This is a genomic window from Vibrio sp. MOR3, assembly GCF_001557775.1.
In the GTDB taxonomy this organism is placed as follows: domain Bacteria; phylum Pseudomonadota; class Gammaproteobacteria; order Enterobacterales; family Vibrionaceae; genus Vibrio; species Vibrio jasicida.
Map to the genome: position 1 here is coordinate 19655 of NZ_LNRD01000010.1, position 15410 is coordinate 35064.

Consider the following 15410-nt stretch of genomic DNA (forward strand, 5'->3'; position numbering starts at 1 on the left):
ATTTGGTTATTGAGCCTCCAGCCAAAAACGCACTTGGCTTCCATCTTCCGATTGATTCTGATGTTTAATTTCTATCGTTTCATTAAAGTGCTGAGCGCACCCTTGTATTAGACCGAAGCAAACATGAGCCATACAGCGCGCGCTTCGATAGTCAAACACCATTTCCGATTCTGTCTCACTGATAAAGTCAAACTGCGGAGGATTTGCATCGGGATAGAGTTTCTTCACTTCCACGTGAATGAAGTCCTCTACATGGCGCACGAATTGGAACGTCGTGCTGCACTGTTGCAGACTGGCGTGATTCGGAATCGATTTGAGTAGATTCTGGAAGACACACTCACCAAACACTTCTTGAAGCGTTTCAGGGGGAATATCAGACACTTTACTGAGATTAACGATCAACTTAACAAGGTCTCGATGATCATAACTGCCTACTGAGGTGTAAATACCTTCGTCGTTAGATAAATCCAAAACCTGATCGAGAACCTCAAGACCAAACTTCTCTTCCACTAACTCCATGAACTCCGTGAAAATGATTCCTTTCATCGTATTCAGCTAACCTTATAGTGACGTCTTAAAATAAAGAATGGTGTATAACGCTATAAGTTTCAAATTAATATAATACGAATCCATTCGTCAGCTGACTTCTTAAGGACTCCGATTTGGTCATTGATAAAACAACATTGTTGCAAAACTTCCAATTCCATTTACCGACAGGCTATCACCAAGAGTCTTTGGGCCGATTAGCACATTTGAAAGACACCTCACTTCGTGATGCCGCGGTGTTAATTGGCTTTGTTGAGAGAAAAGAAGGGATGCAAGTGATTTTGACCAAGCGAGCCGAACATTTACGACACCATCCTGGCCAAATTAGCTTCCCAGGGGGAAAATATGAGACTGAGGATCACACTCTTGTGAATACGGCACTGCGAGAAGCCGAAGAAGAAATTGGTATTCATGAAAAGCATATAAAGGTATTTGGTCAGCTGCCAAAGCTGCCAACGATTAGCCAATTTAATGTGACACCGTTTTTGGCCTTCATTTCTCCAGACTACACAACGCAAATTGACCCCAACGAAGTTGCCTCAGTTTTTGAAGTCCCAGCCAATCATATTTTAAACCCTGAAAAGCTGTACAGTTCAAAATTCAACCTAAGAAACACTAGTCATCGCGTCTTTGCCATCCCATATCAGCAGCATTTTATTTGGGGAATGACCGCACAGATCATCGAATCTATGCAAAAACACATCATTTCTAAGTAACTGCTTTATCAATATTAAGTTGACTTTAAAACCAAACATCATGTGCATCTATATTAATAAAAAGTTATTTTTCAAACATCAATTCACATTAGTTTAATTTGATTTTTATAAGGCAAACGCTTGCGGTGAGAAAAATTTATACAACAACCGCTTCAGATAAGTTTTTCTAATTTCACTCATTAGCAATTATCACGTGTAGCACGCCATTTTCGTGATAAAAAGCAGGTTTTTGACATATCATTCAATAAGCTCGAGCAATACATGATTTAGATCTAATTTTCCTAGTGCAAAATCTTGCAAAATTGCTCCCGACTTATTTCCTGTTCCCAAAATGAGTAACTCAAAAATGAATACAACTACTACTGCGGCTTCAACCGCACAATCGTCTAGTAAGTTTTCTTACAAAGACTTCACCTGGTGTTTGTCCCTATTTGGTACAGCAGTAGGTGCAGGTGTACTTTTCCTTCCAATTAAAGCAGGTGCTGGCGGTTTCTGGCCATTAGTTATCCTTGCTCTAATCGCGGCACCAATGACTTGGTTCGCACACAAATCTCTCGCTCGTTTCGTACTTTCTGCGAAAAACCCTGAAGCTGATATCACTGACACAGTAGAAGAGCACTTCGGTAAGACAGGCGCAAACCTTATTACTTTTGCATACTTCTTCGCTATCTACCCTATCGTACTTATCTACGGTGTTGGTATCACAAACACGGTTGACTCTTTCCTAGTTAACCAAATGGGTATGGAATCTATTCCTCGCTGGCTACTTTCTGGCGCGTTAATCGCTGCGATGACTGCGGGTGTAGTATTCGGTAAAGAGCTAATGCTGAAAGCAACATCAGCAATGGTTTACCCTCTAGTATTTGTCCTACTAGCACTGTCTTTCTACCTAATTCCTGATTGGAATACATCAATGATGGAAGTGTCTCCAAACTGGGGCGAAATGCCTTCAATCGTTTGGCTAGCAATTCCAATCATCGTATTCTCATTCAACCACAGCCCAATCATCTCTCAGTTCTCTAAAGAACAACGTCGTGTGTACGGTGATGACGCAGTTAAGAAGACTGACTCTATCACTGGCGGCGCAGCGATGATGCTGATGGGCTTTGTAATGTTCTTCGTATTCTCTGTAGTGCTTTCTCTATCTCCAGAGCAACTAGCAACTGCGCAAGAGCAAAACATCTCAGTTCTTTCTTACCTAGCGAACGTTCACGAATCACCACTGATCTCTTACATGGGCCCATTGGTTGCATTCGCAGCAATCACTTCTAGCTACTTCGGTCACTTCCTAGGTGCTCACGAAGGTCTAGTAGGTCTAATCAAGTCTCGCTCTGAATCTCCTAAGAGCAAGATTGAAAAAGCGTCTCTTATCTTCATCGTTGTGACGACTTGGATTGTTGCTATCGTTAACCCAAGCATCCTAGGCATGATTGAAACGATGGGTGCACCAATGATTGCAGCTATCCTATTCTTGATGCCTGTATTCGCGATGCAGAAAGTGCCAGCAATGGCGAAGTACAAAACTTCAGCACCTGTACAGATTTTCACAGCAATCTGTGGTCTTGCGGCAATTAGTTCTGTAATCTACGGCGCTCTTTAATCACTGCTCTTTTATAAAGCATGATTAATCCAAGAATATAACGATAATAAAAAGCCTCCCAACTCCCCTTGGGAGGCTTTGTTCTGAGGTAATCGATATGATTAGTGTTTTTGATATCTATAAGATCGGTGTTGGTCCTTCAAGCTCACATACTGTAGGTCCAATGAAAGCGGGTAAAGAGTTTATTGATGACCTTCGTGCGATGGGAAAACTGCGCGACATCACTAAAATCACCGTTGACGTTTATGGTTCACTATCACTGACAGGGAAAGGTCACCACACGGATATCGCCATCATCATGGGTCTTGCAGGCAACTCCCCTGAGAAAGTTGATATCGACTCTATTCCGGGCTTCATCGCTCGAGTAGAAGAAACTGAACGCCTTCCTGTTGGCATGCACTGTCACACAGTATCGTTCCCGAAAGACGGTGGTATGAACTTCCATACTACTAACCTTGAGCTACATGAAAACGGCATGCAGATCCACGCGTGGATCGAAGACGAAAAAGTGTACTCAAAGACTTACTACTCTATCGGTGGCGGCTTCATCGTTGATGAAGAAAACTTCGGTAAAGAGATTGAGAACCCAATCAAGGTTCCTTACGAATACACGACAGCAGAAGAGCTCGTTAACCAGTGTAAAGAAAGTGGTCTTTCTATTAGTGCACTTGTGATGAAAAACGAACACTCTCTTCACTCTGATGAAGAAACTCGTACATACTTCGCGAACATCTGGCGCACCATGCGCGAATGTATGGATCGTGGTATGAACGAAGAAGGTATTCTGCCTGGTCCACTACGCGTACCTCGTCGTGCAGCAGCACTTCGTCAGCAACTGCTTACTTCTGAAAAAACAACAAACGATCCAATGTCGGTTGTTGACTGGGTAAACATGTTCGCTTTCGCAGTAAACGAAGAGAACGCAGCAGGTGGTCGTGTTGTGACAGCACCAACAAACGGCGCATGTGGCATCATCCCTGCGGTACTGGCTTACTACGACAAGTTCATCCAAACCGTGACTGAAAAAGATTACATCCGTTACTTCGCCGCTTCTGGCGCGATCGGTGGTCTTTACAAACGCAACGCGTCTATCTCTGGCGCAGAAGTAGGCTGTCAGGGTGAAGTTGGCGTGGCATGTTCTATGGCAGCAGCAGGCCTTGCTGAGCTTATGGGTGGTAGCCCTGAGCAAGTATGTATGGCTGCAGAAATCGCAATGGAGCACAACCTAGGTCTAACGTGTGACCCTGTTGCAGGTCAGGTACAGGTTCCGTGTATCGAGCGTAACGGTATCGCGGCAGTAAAAGCGATCAACTCAACTCGTATGGCACTGCGTCGCTCATCTGCACCGACAGTTTCTCTAGATAAGGTTATCGAAACTATGCTAGAGACTGGTAAAGACATGAACGCAAAATACCGTGAGACATCTCAAGGCGGCCTAGCAGTAAAAGTTATCTGCTAATCTCCCAACCTCTCCCATCAGAAGCCCGAGCAACTCGCTCGGGCTTTTTTTCGCCTAAAGATCTTTCCCCATGTAAAATCTCTCTGGATTGAGCTTTATAAAAAAATCTAAAATTGTCACTATATCCAGAAGTTTAGGATATGCCCGTAGAAGGTCACATACCTGCTATCTCAATATTGATAACGTATTCAAAAATTAATCCTGGAGCGCTTTAACACATGATTAGGTTTGAACTTGGAAACCAAATCTGCGTTTGCTTGTCCGAAAAAGAACTTTCATTACAGCTCAATAACTCCATCCACTCTTCTATTCCCGTAAGCAGAATCGAATACTTAATCCTTAGCACCATTGCCGCTTTTGGGAGCTTAAACGCGCCTATTAGCCAGAGGAAAATCGAAAAGAAGTTGTCAGCGCAACATCACTTGATGTTGCCGGAAAATGGATTTAAGAACGCTGTTGCGTCCATAAGGAAAAAGTTCAGGCAACTAACAAAGAATCATATAGAGACCCAAAAGTCTCTCATCGAAAACATTCACCGAAAGGGATATTTTGTGCCATACGATAGCCAACACGCACAAAAAGATGGGCTTCTTCAACAAGCGAGAATCCACCAGCAAGCCGTTCATAGCGTAAGAATGGCCGCTGCTATTTGCTTACGTAGTAGAGCGCTATACCTGAATTTGTTGTGCTTTATTGGCTTTACCATCGCGCTGTATATTGCCATTTGTTTTTACAGCATCGGGACGATTGTTAAGCAAAACTATTTTGATGATGCAATGAACTTCGCACAAGATCTCGCCCAACAGAGTTGTTTTGGGCATGAAGACCAATTAAAAGGCTTATTTGATAATGTTCAATTAGTCGAGTCAGCATTGATGATCGACAGGCACAACATTCGTTGTCTAGTCACGCCAGAAGCAGTGGTCCCAGTGAACAAAAAAGACAGAGAAAGCTGGTTAAACAACGAAAACTACACAACCCATTCGTTTATATTTAACGGTGCACAAGTCCTCGTCAGAGTAAAAAACGTGAATGTATCGAATAGCTTTGAGAGCCATATGTCTCGCATGTTTTTGTCTGGCATGAAAGTGTGTACCAATACTGGCACAGCGCTAGAAATTGGTGATACCAACGGGCAATCGTTCTTGTATAACGTCAACGAAAACGGTTACAAAGAGGTGTATTACGTAAAAGGGCCTATTAGTAGCATCCTTGTTTTGAGCTTTATTCTAATGCTTGCCTTTAGACATAACAAACTTCGCTCATTAGCCACTTACCTTTGGGCTATCCGTCAGTTCAATCTCAAACTTGAACCTATCCACAACACATCAAATCGACAGAATATCCACTATGAAGTCCTATCGCGCTTTAAGGTTAAAAACACTCAAAAGTTTATTGAGTCATTAATCGCCAATGGATTTCTAATCAATCATACCTTATTGGTCATCAGGCTCGTGTATGGCAAATCAAAATCCTTACTCGCTCCTCTGAGTATCAACGTGTGCCCTTCTCTACTGGAGAAACGTAATTTCACACGCCTGTATCGCTTATTGGCTCAATTGGACTGTTCACTTCTGACGATTGAAATCACAGAAAATGCGTCGATGTACTATACGCAGGAGATCTTCAATAACATCAACAAGCTCAAAGCCATCGGGTGCAAAATCAGCATTGATGATTTCGGGACTGGTAACAACAATGTCGAGCTCATCAGTCAAATTACACCAAGTTATCTCAAGATTGACCGTTTGTTTGTTATCAACCTGAAGCAAGACGACAAAAAAGTAGAAACGTTACGTCAGCTTATTGCGATGGGACACACATACCACTGTGCAGTCATCGTGGAAGGTGTGGAGACCGCAGAATGTGCCCATTTACTAACCACACTTGGTGCGCACATTCATCAAGGCTTTTATTATCCGCTTTGCCGCTAGCGACCTCTATTTAATAGCAAAATCCACACAGAACCAGATTGCGTCCTTTTAATGTCCACAACTATAATGGCGGTATTGTGTTTACCGCCTCTGAACAGATTCAGACCATGATCGCCATTAAACCTGCCAAGCTGAAAGATTTTGCCAGCTTGATGCAACTGGAAGTGCAAGAAGATCAAAAAGGATTTTTTAAGCCATTTGAACAGGCTTACCAGCAACGTAGTAAGTCAGAGGTGTTTTATACCATCTTTCATGACTATCTTATTGTCGGATATTTAGTGATAGACAAAGCCTTCGCCCAACACGCTCCCTTCGCCAAACGCCATGAATTGGGTTTAAGCTATCTTATGGTCGATAAGCGCTTTCAACAGCAAGGAATTGGAAAAGCAACGCTACAAAAACTGATGATCTATGGCTACGCGATTGACACTGAAAGCAGCTCTGTGTGTGCGACAGTATCTAGTAGTAATGACATTGGAATTAGATTGTTTGAATCGGCAGGGTTCGATAACACCCAAAAGACAATTTATGAAGAGAGTGGAAAGGCGCTGATCTTGCGTCATTCTCTGAACTGATAGATTAGGCATCGATGTTATTTATGTTGTAAAGGCAGGGTAATTAGCACACCTGCCTTCCTCTCAAAATCATACCGTTACGACTTCAGCTTGCCAGCCGTAACCGGTGTACTCCTTTGCTAACTCTTCTGCAACAAACGCAGACACCACTACTTCAACCCATTTACCATACGCCCCTGCACGGTAGCGAAGCTTCATCATTTTCATTGTTACCCCTCCGGATGGCGATAAAATTAGCCAAATTTGAAACAGCTGCTCGCCAAAAACCTATACTTAAAGTCTGTGTATCTGCCTATAAAGGTGTAATATTTAGGTTTAGAATAGATCTTCCCCCACCCATTCACCAAATAGGAAGCATGTGCGTTATTCCAAGAAGTTCGAAATAAAGCACCGACATTTTGCAAAATCTGATAGTCAGAATGTAGAGTAAAATTACTGCATTTATAAAATTCATTCCGTACGAGTCGTTTTAATGGACAGTGAGATAGGTAAGACAATAGAAGCTGAAACTTTTGAAGCGCTTATGATGAGGCAAGCAACATCACTTACCTCCTCTGAAGCAGACAAGTGCGAAGTCAAACTTCGCGAATTCATGACGGAAGCCATGAACTGGTTCGAAATCGATCGAATGACCATGTTTCCCAACTCAATGCTGTTTTTCAACCAAGGGAAAACGCTTGCTGTCGCACGTCCACCACATAAAGTCGTCACAGCAGAGCAAGTCGGCATAGAAGACGCCGAGAGGTACCTTCGTCTTATCGGTAACTCGGAACAAACTCAGATTTTCAACCGAGCTTCGCTTGAAAGTAGTGATGTGGCATTACTAAGAATGCTGGCAGCACAAGGCGCATGTTGCCATTACACCATCCCACTGAGTCAGTTTGGTCAACGCTGGGGTGGCGTTTCATTTACTATTTTTGGCGAAAATCGTTGTGGTTTGAATGAAGCCCAATTGAATCAAGTCACATTTCTTTCGCAAGTTTGGCTTTCTTATTGGCAGCACTCTAAGTTGCATCGCAGCTTACACAAGCCAGACATGAAGACGAGTAATGAGAACAACAAAATGTTAAGACTAAGTCGTCGTCAATGTGATGTCCTCGGGCACATAGCCAACGGCTTGTCTGCAAAACAAATCGCGATAGCGCTTAATTTGAGTCCACGAACTATTGAATCTCACAAATACCGGTTGATGGACATGCTGGAATTAGAAACTCATTCTGAGTTAGTCCAATTCGCCCTACGAAACGGAATTGGGTACTGACCTCTTTTGTCTCTGATTTCAGGCTAACAAAAGAAAAAGGCAAGCCGATTAGCTTGCCTTTATTGTCTGTGTACAGAACGAAATTATTCGCCTTTGTAGATACAACCTGCGGTACAAGTTTCTTTGATCTCAACTTTACTCAGTAGCGACAAACTTGGCTTAAGCTCTTGCCAAATCCACTTCGCGAGTACTTCACTTGTTGGGTTTTCTAGACCTTCGATATCATTCAAGTAGTAATGATCCAAACGATCGTAAGTTGGTTTGAATGCCGCTTTGATTTCTGAAAAATCAATCACCCAACCTGTATGTGGGTCAACTTCACCCTCTACATAAAGACGAACTAAGAAAGAGTGTCCGTGCAAACGACCACACTTGTGACCTTCCGGTACGTGCGGCAAGTGATGTGCTGCTTCGAACATAAACTCTTTGTATAATTCTGTTTTCATCTTGATTCTCAGGCTTTAAAAAGACACGCAATACTAAGGAATTCACCCTTTAATGACAACCTTTATCAATAACATGAGAAAGAGGAAAACGATTCATTGATTCAGAATGATTAACTGATAAAAAACGGCAACCTCCAAGCATCTTGAAGATTGCCAAATCTGGAGATTCCAGAAAAATGGTTAGGAAAATGAAGTAGGGTCATACATACCCCAAACTTCCCTACTTTGACGACTCTAAGAGTACAAAAAGAGATTACACGACCTCGGGTTAACAACCGGTTAAACAAGAAAGAATAATTGAAATTTAGGCCCCCCCTTCGTCTAAAAATTGGCGCAGCGCCAATCCATTGATTACACCCTACTTACATCACATTTACATAACCCTACGTTGTTTAGGGTCACATTCATTCGCCCTATCCATCGCTCATACCACGCTAAGCCCTTAATATTGTGGAATTCGTTCCAATTACACTTATAAAAATATGCGCTCAACGATTACCTTCAAACTGTTACTGGCACTGATAGTTGTCTTCACTTGCGTGTTAGCTGCATCGACTGGCTATCAATACTTTCAACAAAAAACACTTATTAATGACGTGCTGAGTGAACAACTACACGATAAGGCAAGCAACTACTTCGATAGCCTAAATATGATGATGCTCACCGGTACGATGTCGCAAAAAGAAACCCTACGACAAAAAGCGCTCGCTCAAGAAGGCATAGAGCAAGTGCGCGTACTTCGTGCTGATGCAGTCTCTAAATTTTACGGCGCTGGCGATGCGAATCAAAAACCGATAGATGACATTGACCAGAGAGCATTAAACGGTGAGTTGGTGATTGAGCCTTTCAGTGCGGATTGGGGGAAAGGGTTGGTGGTTGCACTGCCTATGAAATCAAGCGAAAACTATCGTGGTACGAATTGTGTGTCTTGCCATATTGCCCCAGAAGGCGAAGTGTTAGGTACAATCCGCTTGGAATACAACATGAGCCATGTGAATTCTCTTATCAATAAACAAGCCATGTTTGCGATGGGTATCATGTCAGTTATCGCGTTTGTGGGCTTTTTAATTACCATGGGATTGATTCGTAGAATCATCGTTAGACCAATACAAATGACGTCGCGTTTTATGTCGAATGTCAGTGCGAGCAAGGATCTATCCATACGTTTAGAGCATAAGCAAAAAGACGAAGTTGGACAGTTATCGGATTCTATCAATTCCTTTATGGATACGGTCTCACAAAGCTTGGACAAAGTTCAGGAAACATCGCATTCACTGGCAGGGTCAGCCGGACGCTTAACCGACGTTGCTCAATCTACCGATGAAGCGGCAGACAACCAGCAAGTAGAAACCAATGAAGTGCAAACCAATATCACTGACATGCTGCAACAACAAAGTGTCGTAGAACAAGCGACCGTTGATGCAACAACGTTGGTCAACCATACCGTTGATGTCGCAACCGCCAGTGCAAGTCAAGCGCACCATGTAAGTGAAGACATCAAGAACCTAGTGACCGATATCGACAAGGTGCGCGAGAAGATCACAACATTGAATCAACAAACCGCAGAAGTATCATCCATCCTGGGTGTCATCAAAGGTATTGCGGAACAAACCAACCTACTTGCTCTCAATGCCGCAATTGAAGCAGCTCGTGCAGGTGACCAAGGCCGTGGATTTGCGGTTGTCGCAGATGAAGTCCGTAACCTTGCTTCTCGGACAGCGCAAGCGACCAGCAATATAGAAAGCATCATCGTGCAATTTCAACAAGGCAGTGAAGAGTCGCTCACTTCGGTCGATAATGTGTGCCAGTTTGCTCATCAGCGTTCCGTCGATGTCGAAGCGCTCTCCGAAACCATGCGCGATGTAGTAGACGAAATGCATCAAGTTTTGAGACATGCAGAAAACATTCAACATCAAACACAAACTACGTCAGAGGTGAGCAAACACATTCAGTTGAAAGTCGACACCATCACAAGACACGCGAATGAAACTTCGCAATCTGCATCTCACACACGTGACATCAGCGTTGATTTGGAGCAGCTTTCGGAACGTCTAGAGCTATTACTTAACCAATTTACGCTGTCTGAGGAACAAAGGGCGAGTAAATAAGAAATTTCTCCCCTCCAAATTGAATATAAAGGTTGAAGCTGACGAATTGACAGGTAATATGTCCCGATGAATCTGTAAAATTCTATCCAATTCAACGCTTCGCTCGTTTTTTAAACAAAGCCGTTTAAAGCAAGCAATGTAGTAAGTGTTGAGTTGAATTTTTACCTCAATGGAGAATATTTCAAACATGACTTACGCGCCTGTATCAGACGTTTTGAAAGGTCAGCTAGCAGTAGACAGTGAAGTAACTGTTCGTGGCTGGATCCGTTCACGTCGTGATTCCAAAGCTGGAATCTCTTTCCTTGCCATTTATGACGGCTCTTGTTTCGACCCGATTCAGGCCGTGGTCCCTAATAATCTTAATAATTACGACGACGAAGTACTTAAGCTAACCACTGGCTGCTCTGTTGAAGTAACTGGTAAGATTGTTGCCTCTCCTGCGAAAGGCCAAGACTTCGAACTAGCCGCTACTAACGTTAAAGTAGTTGGTTGGGTTGAAGATGCTGACACTTACCCAATGGCAAAAACTCGTCACTCTATCGAGTACCTACGTGAAGTGGCGCACCTACGTCCGCGCACAAACGTAATCGGTGCGGTAGCACGTGTACGTAACTGCCTATCTCAAGCAATCCACCGCTTCTACCATGAGCAAGGTTACTTTTGGGTATCTGCGCCGTTGATTACAGCTTCAGATGCAGAAGGTGCTGGTGAAATGTTCCGCGTATCTACGCTAGACATGGAAAACCTACCTCGTACTGACGCTGGTAAAGTGGACTACAACGAAGACTTCTTCGGTAAAGAGACGTTCCTAACCGTATCTGGCCAGCTAAACGCAGAAGCTTACGCTTGTGCACTAAGTAAAGTTTACACGTTCGGTCCAACTTTCCGCGCTGAAAACTCAAACACCAGCCGCCACCTAGCGGAATTCTGGATGGTTGAACCTGAAGTTGCGTTCGCAGAACTGGATGACGTAGCGAAACTGGCTGAAGACATGCTGAAATTCGTGTTCAAAGCGGTTCTTGCTGAGTGTCGTGATGACCTTGAGTTCTTTGCTCAACGCATCGACAAAGAAGCAATCACTCGTCTAGAGCAATTCGTATCTTCTGACTTTGCACAAGTAGACTACACTGACGCAATCCAGATCCTTCTTGATTCAGGTCGTGAATTCGAATTCCCAGTTGAATGGGGTATCGATATGTCTTCTGAGCACGAGCGTTTCCTTGCGGAAGAGCACTTCAAAGCGCCAGTAATCGTGAAGAACTACCCGAAAGACATCAAAGCATTCTACATGCGTGCTAACGATGACGGTAAGACGGTAGCTGCAATGGACGTACTAGCACCGGGCATCGGTGAAATCATCGGTGGTTCTCAGCGTGAAGAACGTTTAGACATCCTAGACGAGCGCATGCGTGAAGTGGGTATCGACCCAGAACACATGAGCTGGTACCGTGACCTACGTAAATACGGCACAGTGCCACACGCTGGCTTTGGTCTAGGCTTTGAGCGTTTAGTATCTTACGTGACTGGTATGGGCAACGTACGTGACGTTATCCCGTTCCCACGTACTCCTCGCTCTGCGAACTTCTAATCACCAAGAGTGATACAGAATGAAAAAGACCTCCCTTGTGGAGGTCTTTTATTTTGTCGCGGATCTCACAGATAGGTTCCGTTGCCAACTACTATAAATTCAACTTAACGCTCATCACACTGGCTGATTCTGTCACTGTCGGGTTGTTGTTCTCGTCATTGACAACCGTATGCTGATAAACACCACCAATCAAAATAGGTTTTTCAATCTCTTTTTGTTTGATCAACAATGATGTACTAATTTGATTTGTTGCATGCTGAGTCTTACTAGACTTAATTACCGAGACATCTAACCGGTAGTCAGGGTGAAGTTTCCTTACCAAGCCAGATAAATCGATACGCTCTTTATCATTATCGACATGAGCCTCGAAATGATTGTCGGCTTGTATCTCCGCAGTCACTTTTGAGTGATCATAGACTAGGGTAACCGACTTAGGTTCTACATCTTGTTTCGCTGAGCACCCAAAGGCGATCATAGATAACGCAAGCAACCATGCACTCTTCATTCTCTCTTCCTAAATTTTTCATGATTTTACTGCTCTCCATCCCCTTCTCTATCTGCATGTTCTGCGTACTTAACGCCCAACACACATAAGCCAAACATAATGAAAGGGATCACGGCCGCAGTGTACTCTGTCCAAGCCATATGCGAGAAAGACTTCGCCAAAATAAGGTGCGCAAATACCAACAGAAATGCGCTAAAAATAGCAACGGCTATCAATCTTACTTCATGTTTTACCAACTGTTTTTTCATTGTCACTCCAACATTGCAATTACTCTACAATCGATTGAAGCACATGACCGGTAAACCACTTTAGTACAGTTAGGCCCAAAAAACGTTAAACAGTTCCTTTAGTGAAGTAAGTCACCCAATTTGCATATAGCCTGTTTTAGGTTTTCATCAACAGGCAGGGAGGTGTTCAGCCTTAGATAGTCTTGATACTGGTCATCAACAGAGAAAAGCTTGCCATACGCCACCGTCACGTTATCAGAGATTAGAGCTTGGTAAATGGCCTTACCATTCAAACTTGGAGGTAATTTAAGCCACAAGAAGTACCCGCCTTGAGGAAGACAATAGTCAACGGATTTAGGTAAGTATTTATCTATTAAAGCCACAAACCTTGTTTGGCGTAACTGTAATTCTTTGCGCAGCTTTCTAAGATGATTGTCATAGCTGTCATTTTGCAGATAGTGCGCCACGCCTTGTTGAATAGGAGCACTGCCCGACAAGGTCGACATGAGTTGAAGTTTTTGAATCGGCTCGTTAAAGCGTTTATTTACTACCCAACCTAACCGATAACCAGGGCATAAGCTTTTCGAAAATGAACCGCAATGCAGCACTCGCTCCTGAGTATCAAACGATTTTAAAGGCGCAGGTTTCGTCTCTGAAAAATACAACTCTGAATAAACATCATCCTCTACTACATACACATCGTAACGATTTGCCAACTCAACGATTCCTTGCTTTTGCAAGTCATTAAGGGAAGTTCCGGTCGGATTATGGAAATTGGTCATTAGCCAACAAGCACGCACATCATGATTGGCAAACACAGCCTCTATTTGCTCAAGCGAATGACCATCCTTAGCATCCACACGGACTGTTATCGCGTTTAAGCCCAATCGCTCGATCGCTTGAAGAGCCCCATAGAAAGTCGGAGTTTCAATTACAACCGTATCACCAGGTCGAGTCACTGCTTGAAGACTCAAATTTAACGCTTCCATCGCGCCAGAGGTAATGACAATATCGTCATGACTCAACACAAGTCCCTGCTGAATATAACGCTGTGCAATTAAACGGCGTAACGATTCACTGCCTGGAGGAAGATTATCAAGTAGTGTCTCTGGCCCCATTTTGCGGCCTGAACTGGCTAGGTTGCGGTTAAGCGCATCCAGAGGAAACAACGTCGGATCAGGAAATGCCGATCCAAGCTTAATACTCTCTGGCGCAGACTGGTGTTTAAGGAACTCATACAACTCATCGTTTACCGAAGTGCGATAGAGACTCTTATCTAGGTCATTCGGTTCTAAACGTTCCAGTTCCGCCGTAACAAAATAGCCAGACTGAGGTTTAGCGCTCACCCAACCTTGCGCCTCTAGCAGTTGATACGCCTGTAAGACCGTCCCTGCACTAACATTGTGATTGCGGCTGGTGACACGCACTGAAGGGAGCTTCTCCCCTGCTCTCCATGTATTTTGCTGAATTTGAATTTTGAACAATTCAGCGAGTTGGCGGTATCGGTTCATGTTTCCCTCATTCATCACTACCGAGGCACCTTAGCATACTTCACGCCCGCAATCCGATATCACCACTATCAAAGTCGTAACGTAATTAATCAACCTTAGTGATACCAATTCGCTATACGAAATGAGAATTTATGTTCCATACTTTCAAAGGCATGAAAATCAACACGGGAGGAAATGATGAAAATGTTTACGATGGATGACCTCTCATACCGAGGTGTACACCAAGGCGTTCATAGCTGGGATCACCCAGAAGGAAGTAACCCATATTATTGGCATCCAGATTGGCTACATATTGCAGAAGATGCACTCGGAGTCCACCCAAAAGCGGACTTAGACGTTCCAATTGGTGAAACGGCGACTGAAGAACACGCTAAAGCGGCTATCATCAAGCATCTGAATGGTCAGTAAACCGAGCTAAGCACCTAATTTAAATAGGGTTACTATCAGAAAAAGTACGTTAACTGACCTGAATGAGAGCTGTGCAGCGGAATCGATTATTTATCAACAAGATTAATAGATAGTTGTCACATTATTTTCGATGACATCTGTTACATTTATAGAGTAATGGTGATGCACACCTCAACTCATGACTATGAGAGACGATAATAATGACTAAGTACAACGAAAACGACATCCAATACAAAGGCGAAACCAACGGTGTTCATGCATGGAGCACACCATCAGGTCAACCTTATTACTGGCACCCAGATTGGTTGCACGTGGCTGAAGACGCAACGGGTTCTCACCCTAAGCAAAAAATTGAAGTTGAAACATCAGAAGCGCCGACTGAAAAACATGCGTTAAAAGCTATTCTAAAACACATGAATGACTGGGCAACAGGCAAACTGTCTTCTAACCCAGACATCGAAACCAACGCTGTAGAATCAGAAATGAATCTGAAGAAGTAAACTTAGCGATTCCTGATAGAGCCCCG

General features: G+C 43.5%; 16 protein-coding genes. 10 read left to right on the forward strand and 6 right to left on the reverse strand.

The genetic code is table 11. From position 1 onward, the window contains the following. Window positions 1–6 precede the first annotated feature (6 nt). Window positions 7–546 (reverse strand): heme NO-binding domain-containing protein, encoded by a 540-nt coding sequence (locus ATB76_RS18005; protein WP_042602318.1) that lies wholly within the window; start codon window positions 544–546, stop codon window positions 7–9. A gap of 116 nt (window positions 547–662) precedes the next feature. Here ATB76_RS18005 and ATB76_RS18010 point away from each other — a divergent pair, with 116 nt between their 5' ends. From ATB76_RS18010 to ATB76_RS18030, 5 genes are all read left to right on the forward strand, one after another. Next, entirely contained in the window at window positions 663–1262 is a 600-nt protein-coding gene (locus ATB76_RS18010) for a CoA pyrophosphatase (protein WP_038866455.1), read from the forward strand. A 346-nt stretch (window positions 1263–1608) separates the two neighbouring features. Beyond that, window positions 1609–2862, forward strand: coding sequence for an aromatic amino acid transport family protein (locus ATB76_RS18015; RefSeq protein WP_038866453.1), 1254 nt, complete (start codon window positions 1609–1611; stop codon window positions 2860–2862). A 97-nt stretch (window positions 2863–2959) separates the two neighbouring features. Continuing rightward, window positions 2960–4321, forward strand: coding sequence for an L-serine ammonia-lyase (locus ATB76_RS18020; RefSeq protein WP_038866452.1), 1362 nt, complete (start codon window positions 2960–2962; stop codon window positions 4319–4321). A 218-nt stretch (window positions 4322–4539) separates the two neighbouring features. Beyond that, on the forward strand, window positions 4540–6255 hold the full coding sequence (locus ATB76_RS18025; protein WP_061035851.1) for an EAL domain-containing protein: 1716 nt from the start codon (window positions 4540–4542) through the stop codon (window positions 6253–6255). Between the two features lie 107 nt (window positions 6256–6362). Further along, window positions 6363–6830: a GNAT family N-acetyltransferase gene (locus tag ATB76_RS18030; RefSeq protein WP_038873543.1), complete on the forward strand. Its 468-nt coding sequence runs from the start codon at window positions 6363–6365 to the stop codon at window positions 6828–6830. A gap of 69 nt (window positions 6831–6899) precedes the next feature. Here the strand turns inward: ATB76_RS18030 and ATB76_RS28485 are convergent, their stop codons facing one another. Next, window positions 6900–7037, reverse strand: a complete 138-nt coding sequence (locus ATB76_RS28485) for a hypothetical protein (RefSeq protein WP_164492046.1) — start codon at window positions 7035–7037, stop codon at window positions 6900–6902. Between the two features lie 265 nt (window positions 7038–7302). Between ATB76_RS28485 and ATB76_RS18035 the strand changes: the two genes are divergently transcribed. Continuing rightward, window positions 7303–8091: a LuxR C-terminal-related transcriptional regulator gene (locus ATB76_RS18035; protein WP_038882453.1), complete on the forward strand. Its 789-nt coding sequence runs from the start codon at window positions 7303–7305 to the stop codon at window positions 8089–8091. An 83-nt stretch (window positions 8092–8174) separates the two neighbouring features. Here the strand turns inward: ATB76_RS18035 and queD are convergent, their stop codons facing one another. Further along, a complete protein-coding gene (queD, locus tag ATB76_RS18040; protein WP_061035852.1) occupies window positions 8175–8537 on the reverse strand; it encodes a 6-carboxytetrahydropterin synthase QueD in 363 nt (120 codons plus the stop codon). 482 nt (window positions 8538–9019) lie between these two features. Here queD and ATB76_RS18045 point away from each other — a divergent pair, with 482 nt between their 5' ends. Both ATB76_RS18045 and asnS read left to right on the forward strand, forming a co-directional pair. Further along, a complete protein-coding gene (locus tag ATB76_RS18045) occupies window positions 9020–10645 on the forward strand; it encodes a methyl-accepting chemotaxis protein (RefSeq protein ID WP_061035853.1) in 1626 nt (541 codons plus the stop codon). Between the two features lie 187 nt (window positions 10646–10832). After that, window positions 10833–12233, forward strand: a complete 1401-nt coding sequence (gene asnS, locus ATB76_RS18050; protein ID WP_038873525.1) for an asparagine--tRNA ligase — start codon at window positions 10833–10835, stop codon at window positions 12231–12233. A gap of 91 nt (window positions 12234–12324) precedes the next feature. On the opposite strand, the gene ATB76_RS18055 is transcribed toward asnS, so the two are convergent. The 3 genes from ATB76_RS18055 to ATB76_RS18065 form a co-directional block, all read right to left on the reverse strand. Continuing rightward, window positions 12325–12738, reverse strand: coding sequence for a hypothetical protein (locus ATB76_RS18055; RefSeq protein ID WP_061035854.1), 414 nt, complete (start codon window positions 12736–12738; stop codon window positions 12325–12327). A 26-nt stretch (window positions 12739–12764) separates the two neighbouring features. Further along, complete coding sequence (locus ATB76_RS18060; protein WP_038873530.1) at window positions 12765–12986, reverse strand: hypothetical protein; 222 nt, start codon at window positions 12984–12986, stop codon at window positions 12765–12767. 98 nt (window positions 12987–13084) lie between these two features. Continuing rightward, window positions 13085–14476 (reverse strand): PLP-dependent aminotransferase family protein, encoded by a 1392-nt coding sequence (locus ATB76_RS18065; protein ID WP_045422426.1) that lies wholly within the window; start codon window positions 14474–14476, stop codon window positions 13085–13087. Between the two features lie 177 nt (window positions 14477–14653). On the opposite strand from ATB76_RS18065, the gene ATB76_RS18070 reads away from it, so the two are divergent. Both ATB76_RS18070 and ATB76_RS18075 read left to right on the forward strand, forming a co-directional pair. Beyond that, window positions 14654–14884, forward strand: a complete 231-nt coding sequence (locus ATB76_RS18070; RefSeq protein ID WP_038873536.1) for a hypothetical protein — start codon at window positions 14654–14656, stop codon at window positions 14882–14884. Between the two features lie 200 nt (window positions 14885–15084). After that, the gene (locus tag ATB76_RS18075) at window positions 15085–15384 is read left to right on the forward strand and encodes a hypothetical protein (RefSeq protein WP_038873539.1); all 300 of its coding nucleotides are present in this window, start codon (window positions 15085–15087) and stop codon (window positions 15382–15384) included. Window positions 15385–15410: the final 26 nt, after the last annotated feature.

Coding starts and splice junctions, on each gene's coding strand:
- ATB76_RS18065 (WP_045422426.1), bottom strand. CDS start 14,476: ATGAACCGATACCGCCAACTCGCTGAATTGTTCAAAATTCAAATTCAG.
- queD (WP_061035852.1), bottom strand. CDS start 8,537: ATGAAAACAGAATTATACAAAGAGTTTATGTTCGAAGCAGCACATCAC.
- ATB76_RS18045 (WP_061035853.1), top strand. CDS start 9,020: ATGCGCTCAACGATTACCTTCAAACTGTTACTGGCACTGATAGTTGTC.
- ATB76_RS28485 (WP_164492046.1), bottom strand. CDS start 7,037: ATGAAAATGATGAAGCTTCGCTACCGTGCAGGGGCGTATGGTAAATGG.
- asnS (WP_038873525.1), top strand. CDS start 10,833: ATGACTTACGCGCCTGTATCAGACGTTTTGAAAGGTCAGCTAGCAGTA.
- ATB76_RS18070 (WP_038873536.1), top strand. CDS start 14,654: ATGAAAATGTTTACGATGGATGACCTCTCATACCGAGGTGTACACCAA.
- ATB76_RS18060 (WP_038873530.1), bottom strand. CDS start 12,986: ATGAAAAAACAGTTGGTAAAACATGAAGTAAGATTGATAGCCGTTGCT.
- ATB76_RS18015 (WP_038866453.1), top strand. CDS start 1,609: ATGAATACAACTACTACTGCGGCTTCAACCGCACAATCGTCTAGTAAG.
- ATB76_RS18005 (WP_042602318.1), bottom strand. CDS start 546: ATGAAAGGAATCATTTTCACGGAGTTCATGGAGTTAGTGGAAGAGAAG.
- ATB76_RS18055 (WP_061035854.1), bottom strand. CDS start 12,738: ATGAAGAGTGCATGGTTGCTTGCGTTATCTATGATCGCCTTTGGGTGC.
- ATB76_RS18035 (WP_038882453.1), top strand. CDS start 7,303: ATGGACAGTGAGATAGGTAAGACAATAGAAGCTGAAACTTTTGAAGCG.
- ATB76_RS18030 (WP_038873543.1), top strand. CDS start 6,363: ATGATCGCCATTAAACCTGCCAAGCTGAAAGATTTTGCCAGCTTGATG.
- ATB76_RS18020 (WP_038866452.1), top strand. CDS start 2,960: ATGATTAGTGTTTTTGATATCTATAAGATCGGTGTTGGTCCTTCAAGC.
- ATB76_RS18025 (WP_061035851.1), top strand. CDS start 4,540: ATGATTAGGTTTGAACTTGGAAACCAAATCTGCGTTTGCTTGTCCGAA.
- ATB76_RS18075 (WP_038873539.1), top strand. CDS start 15,085: ATGACTAAGTACAACGAAAACGACATCCAATACAAAGGCGAAACCAAC.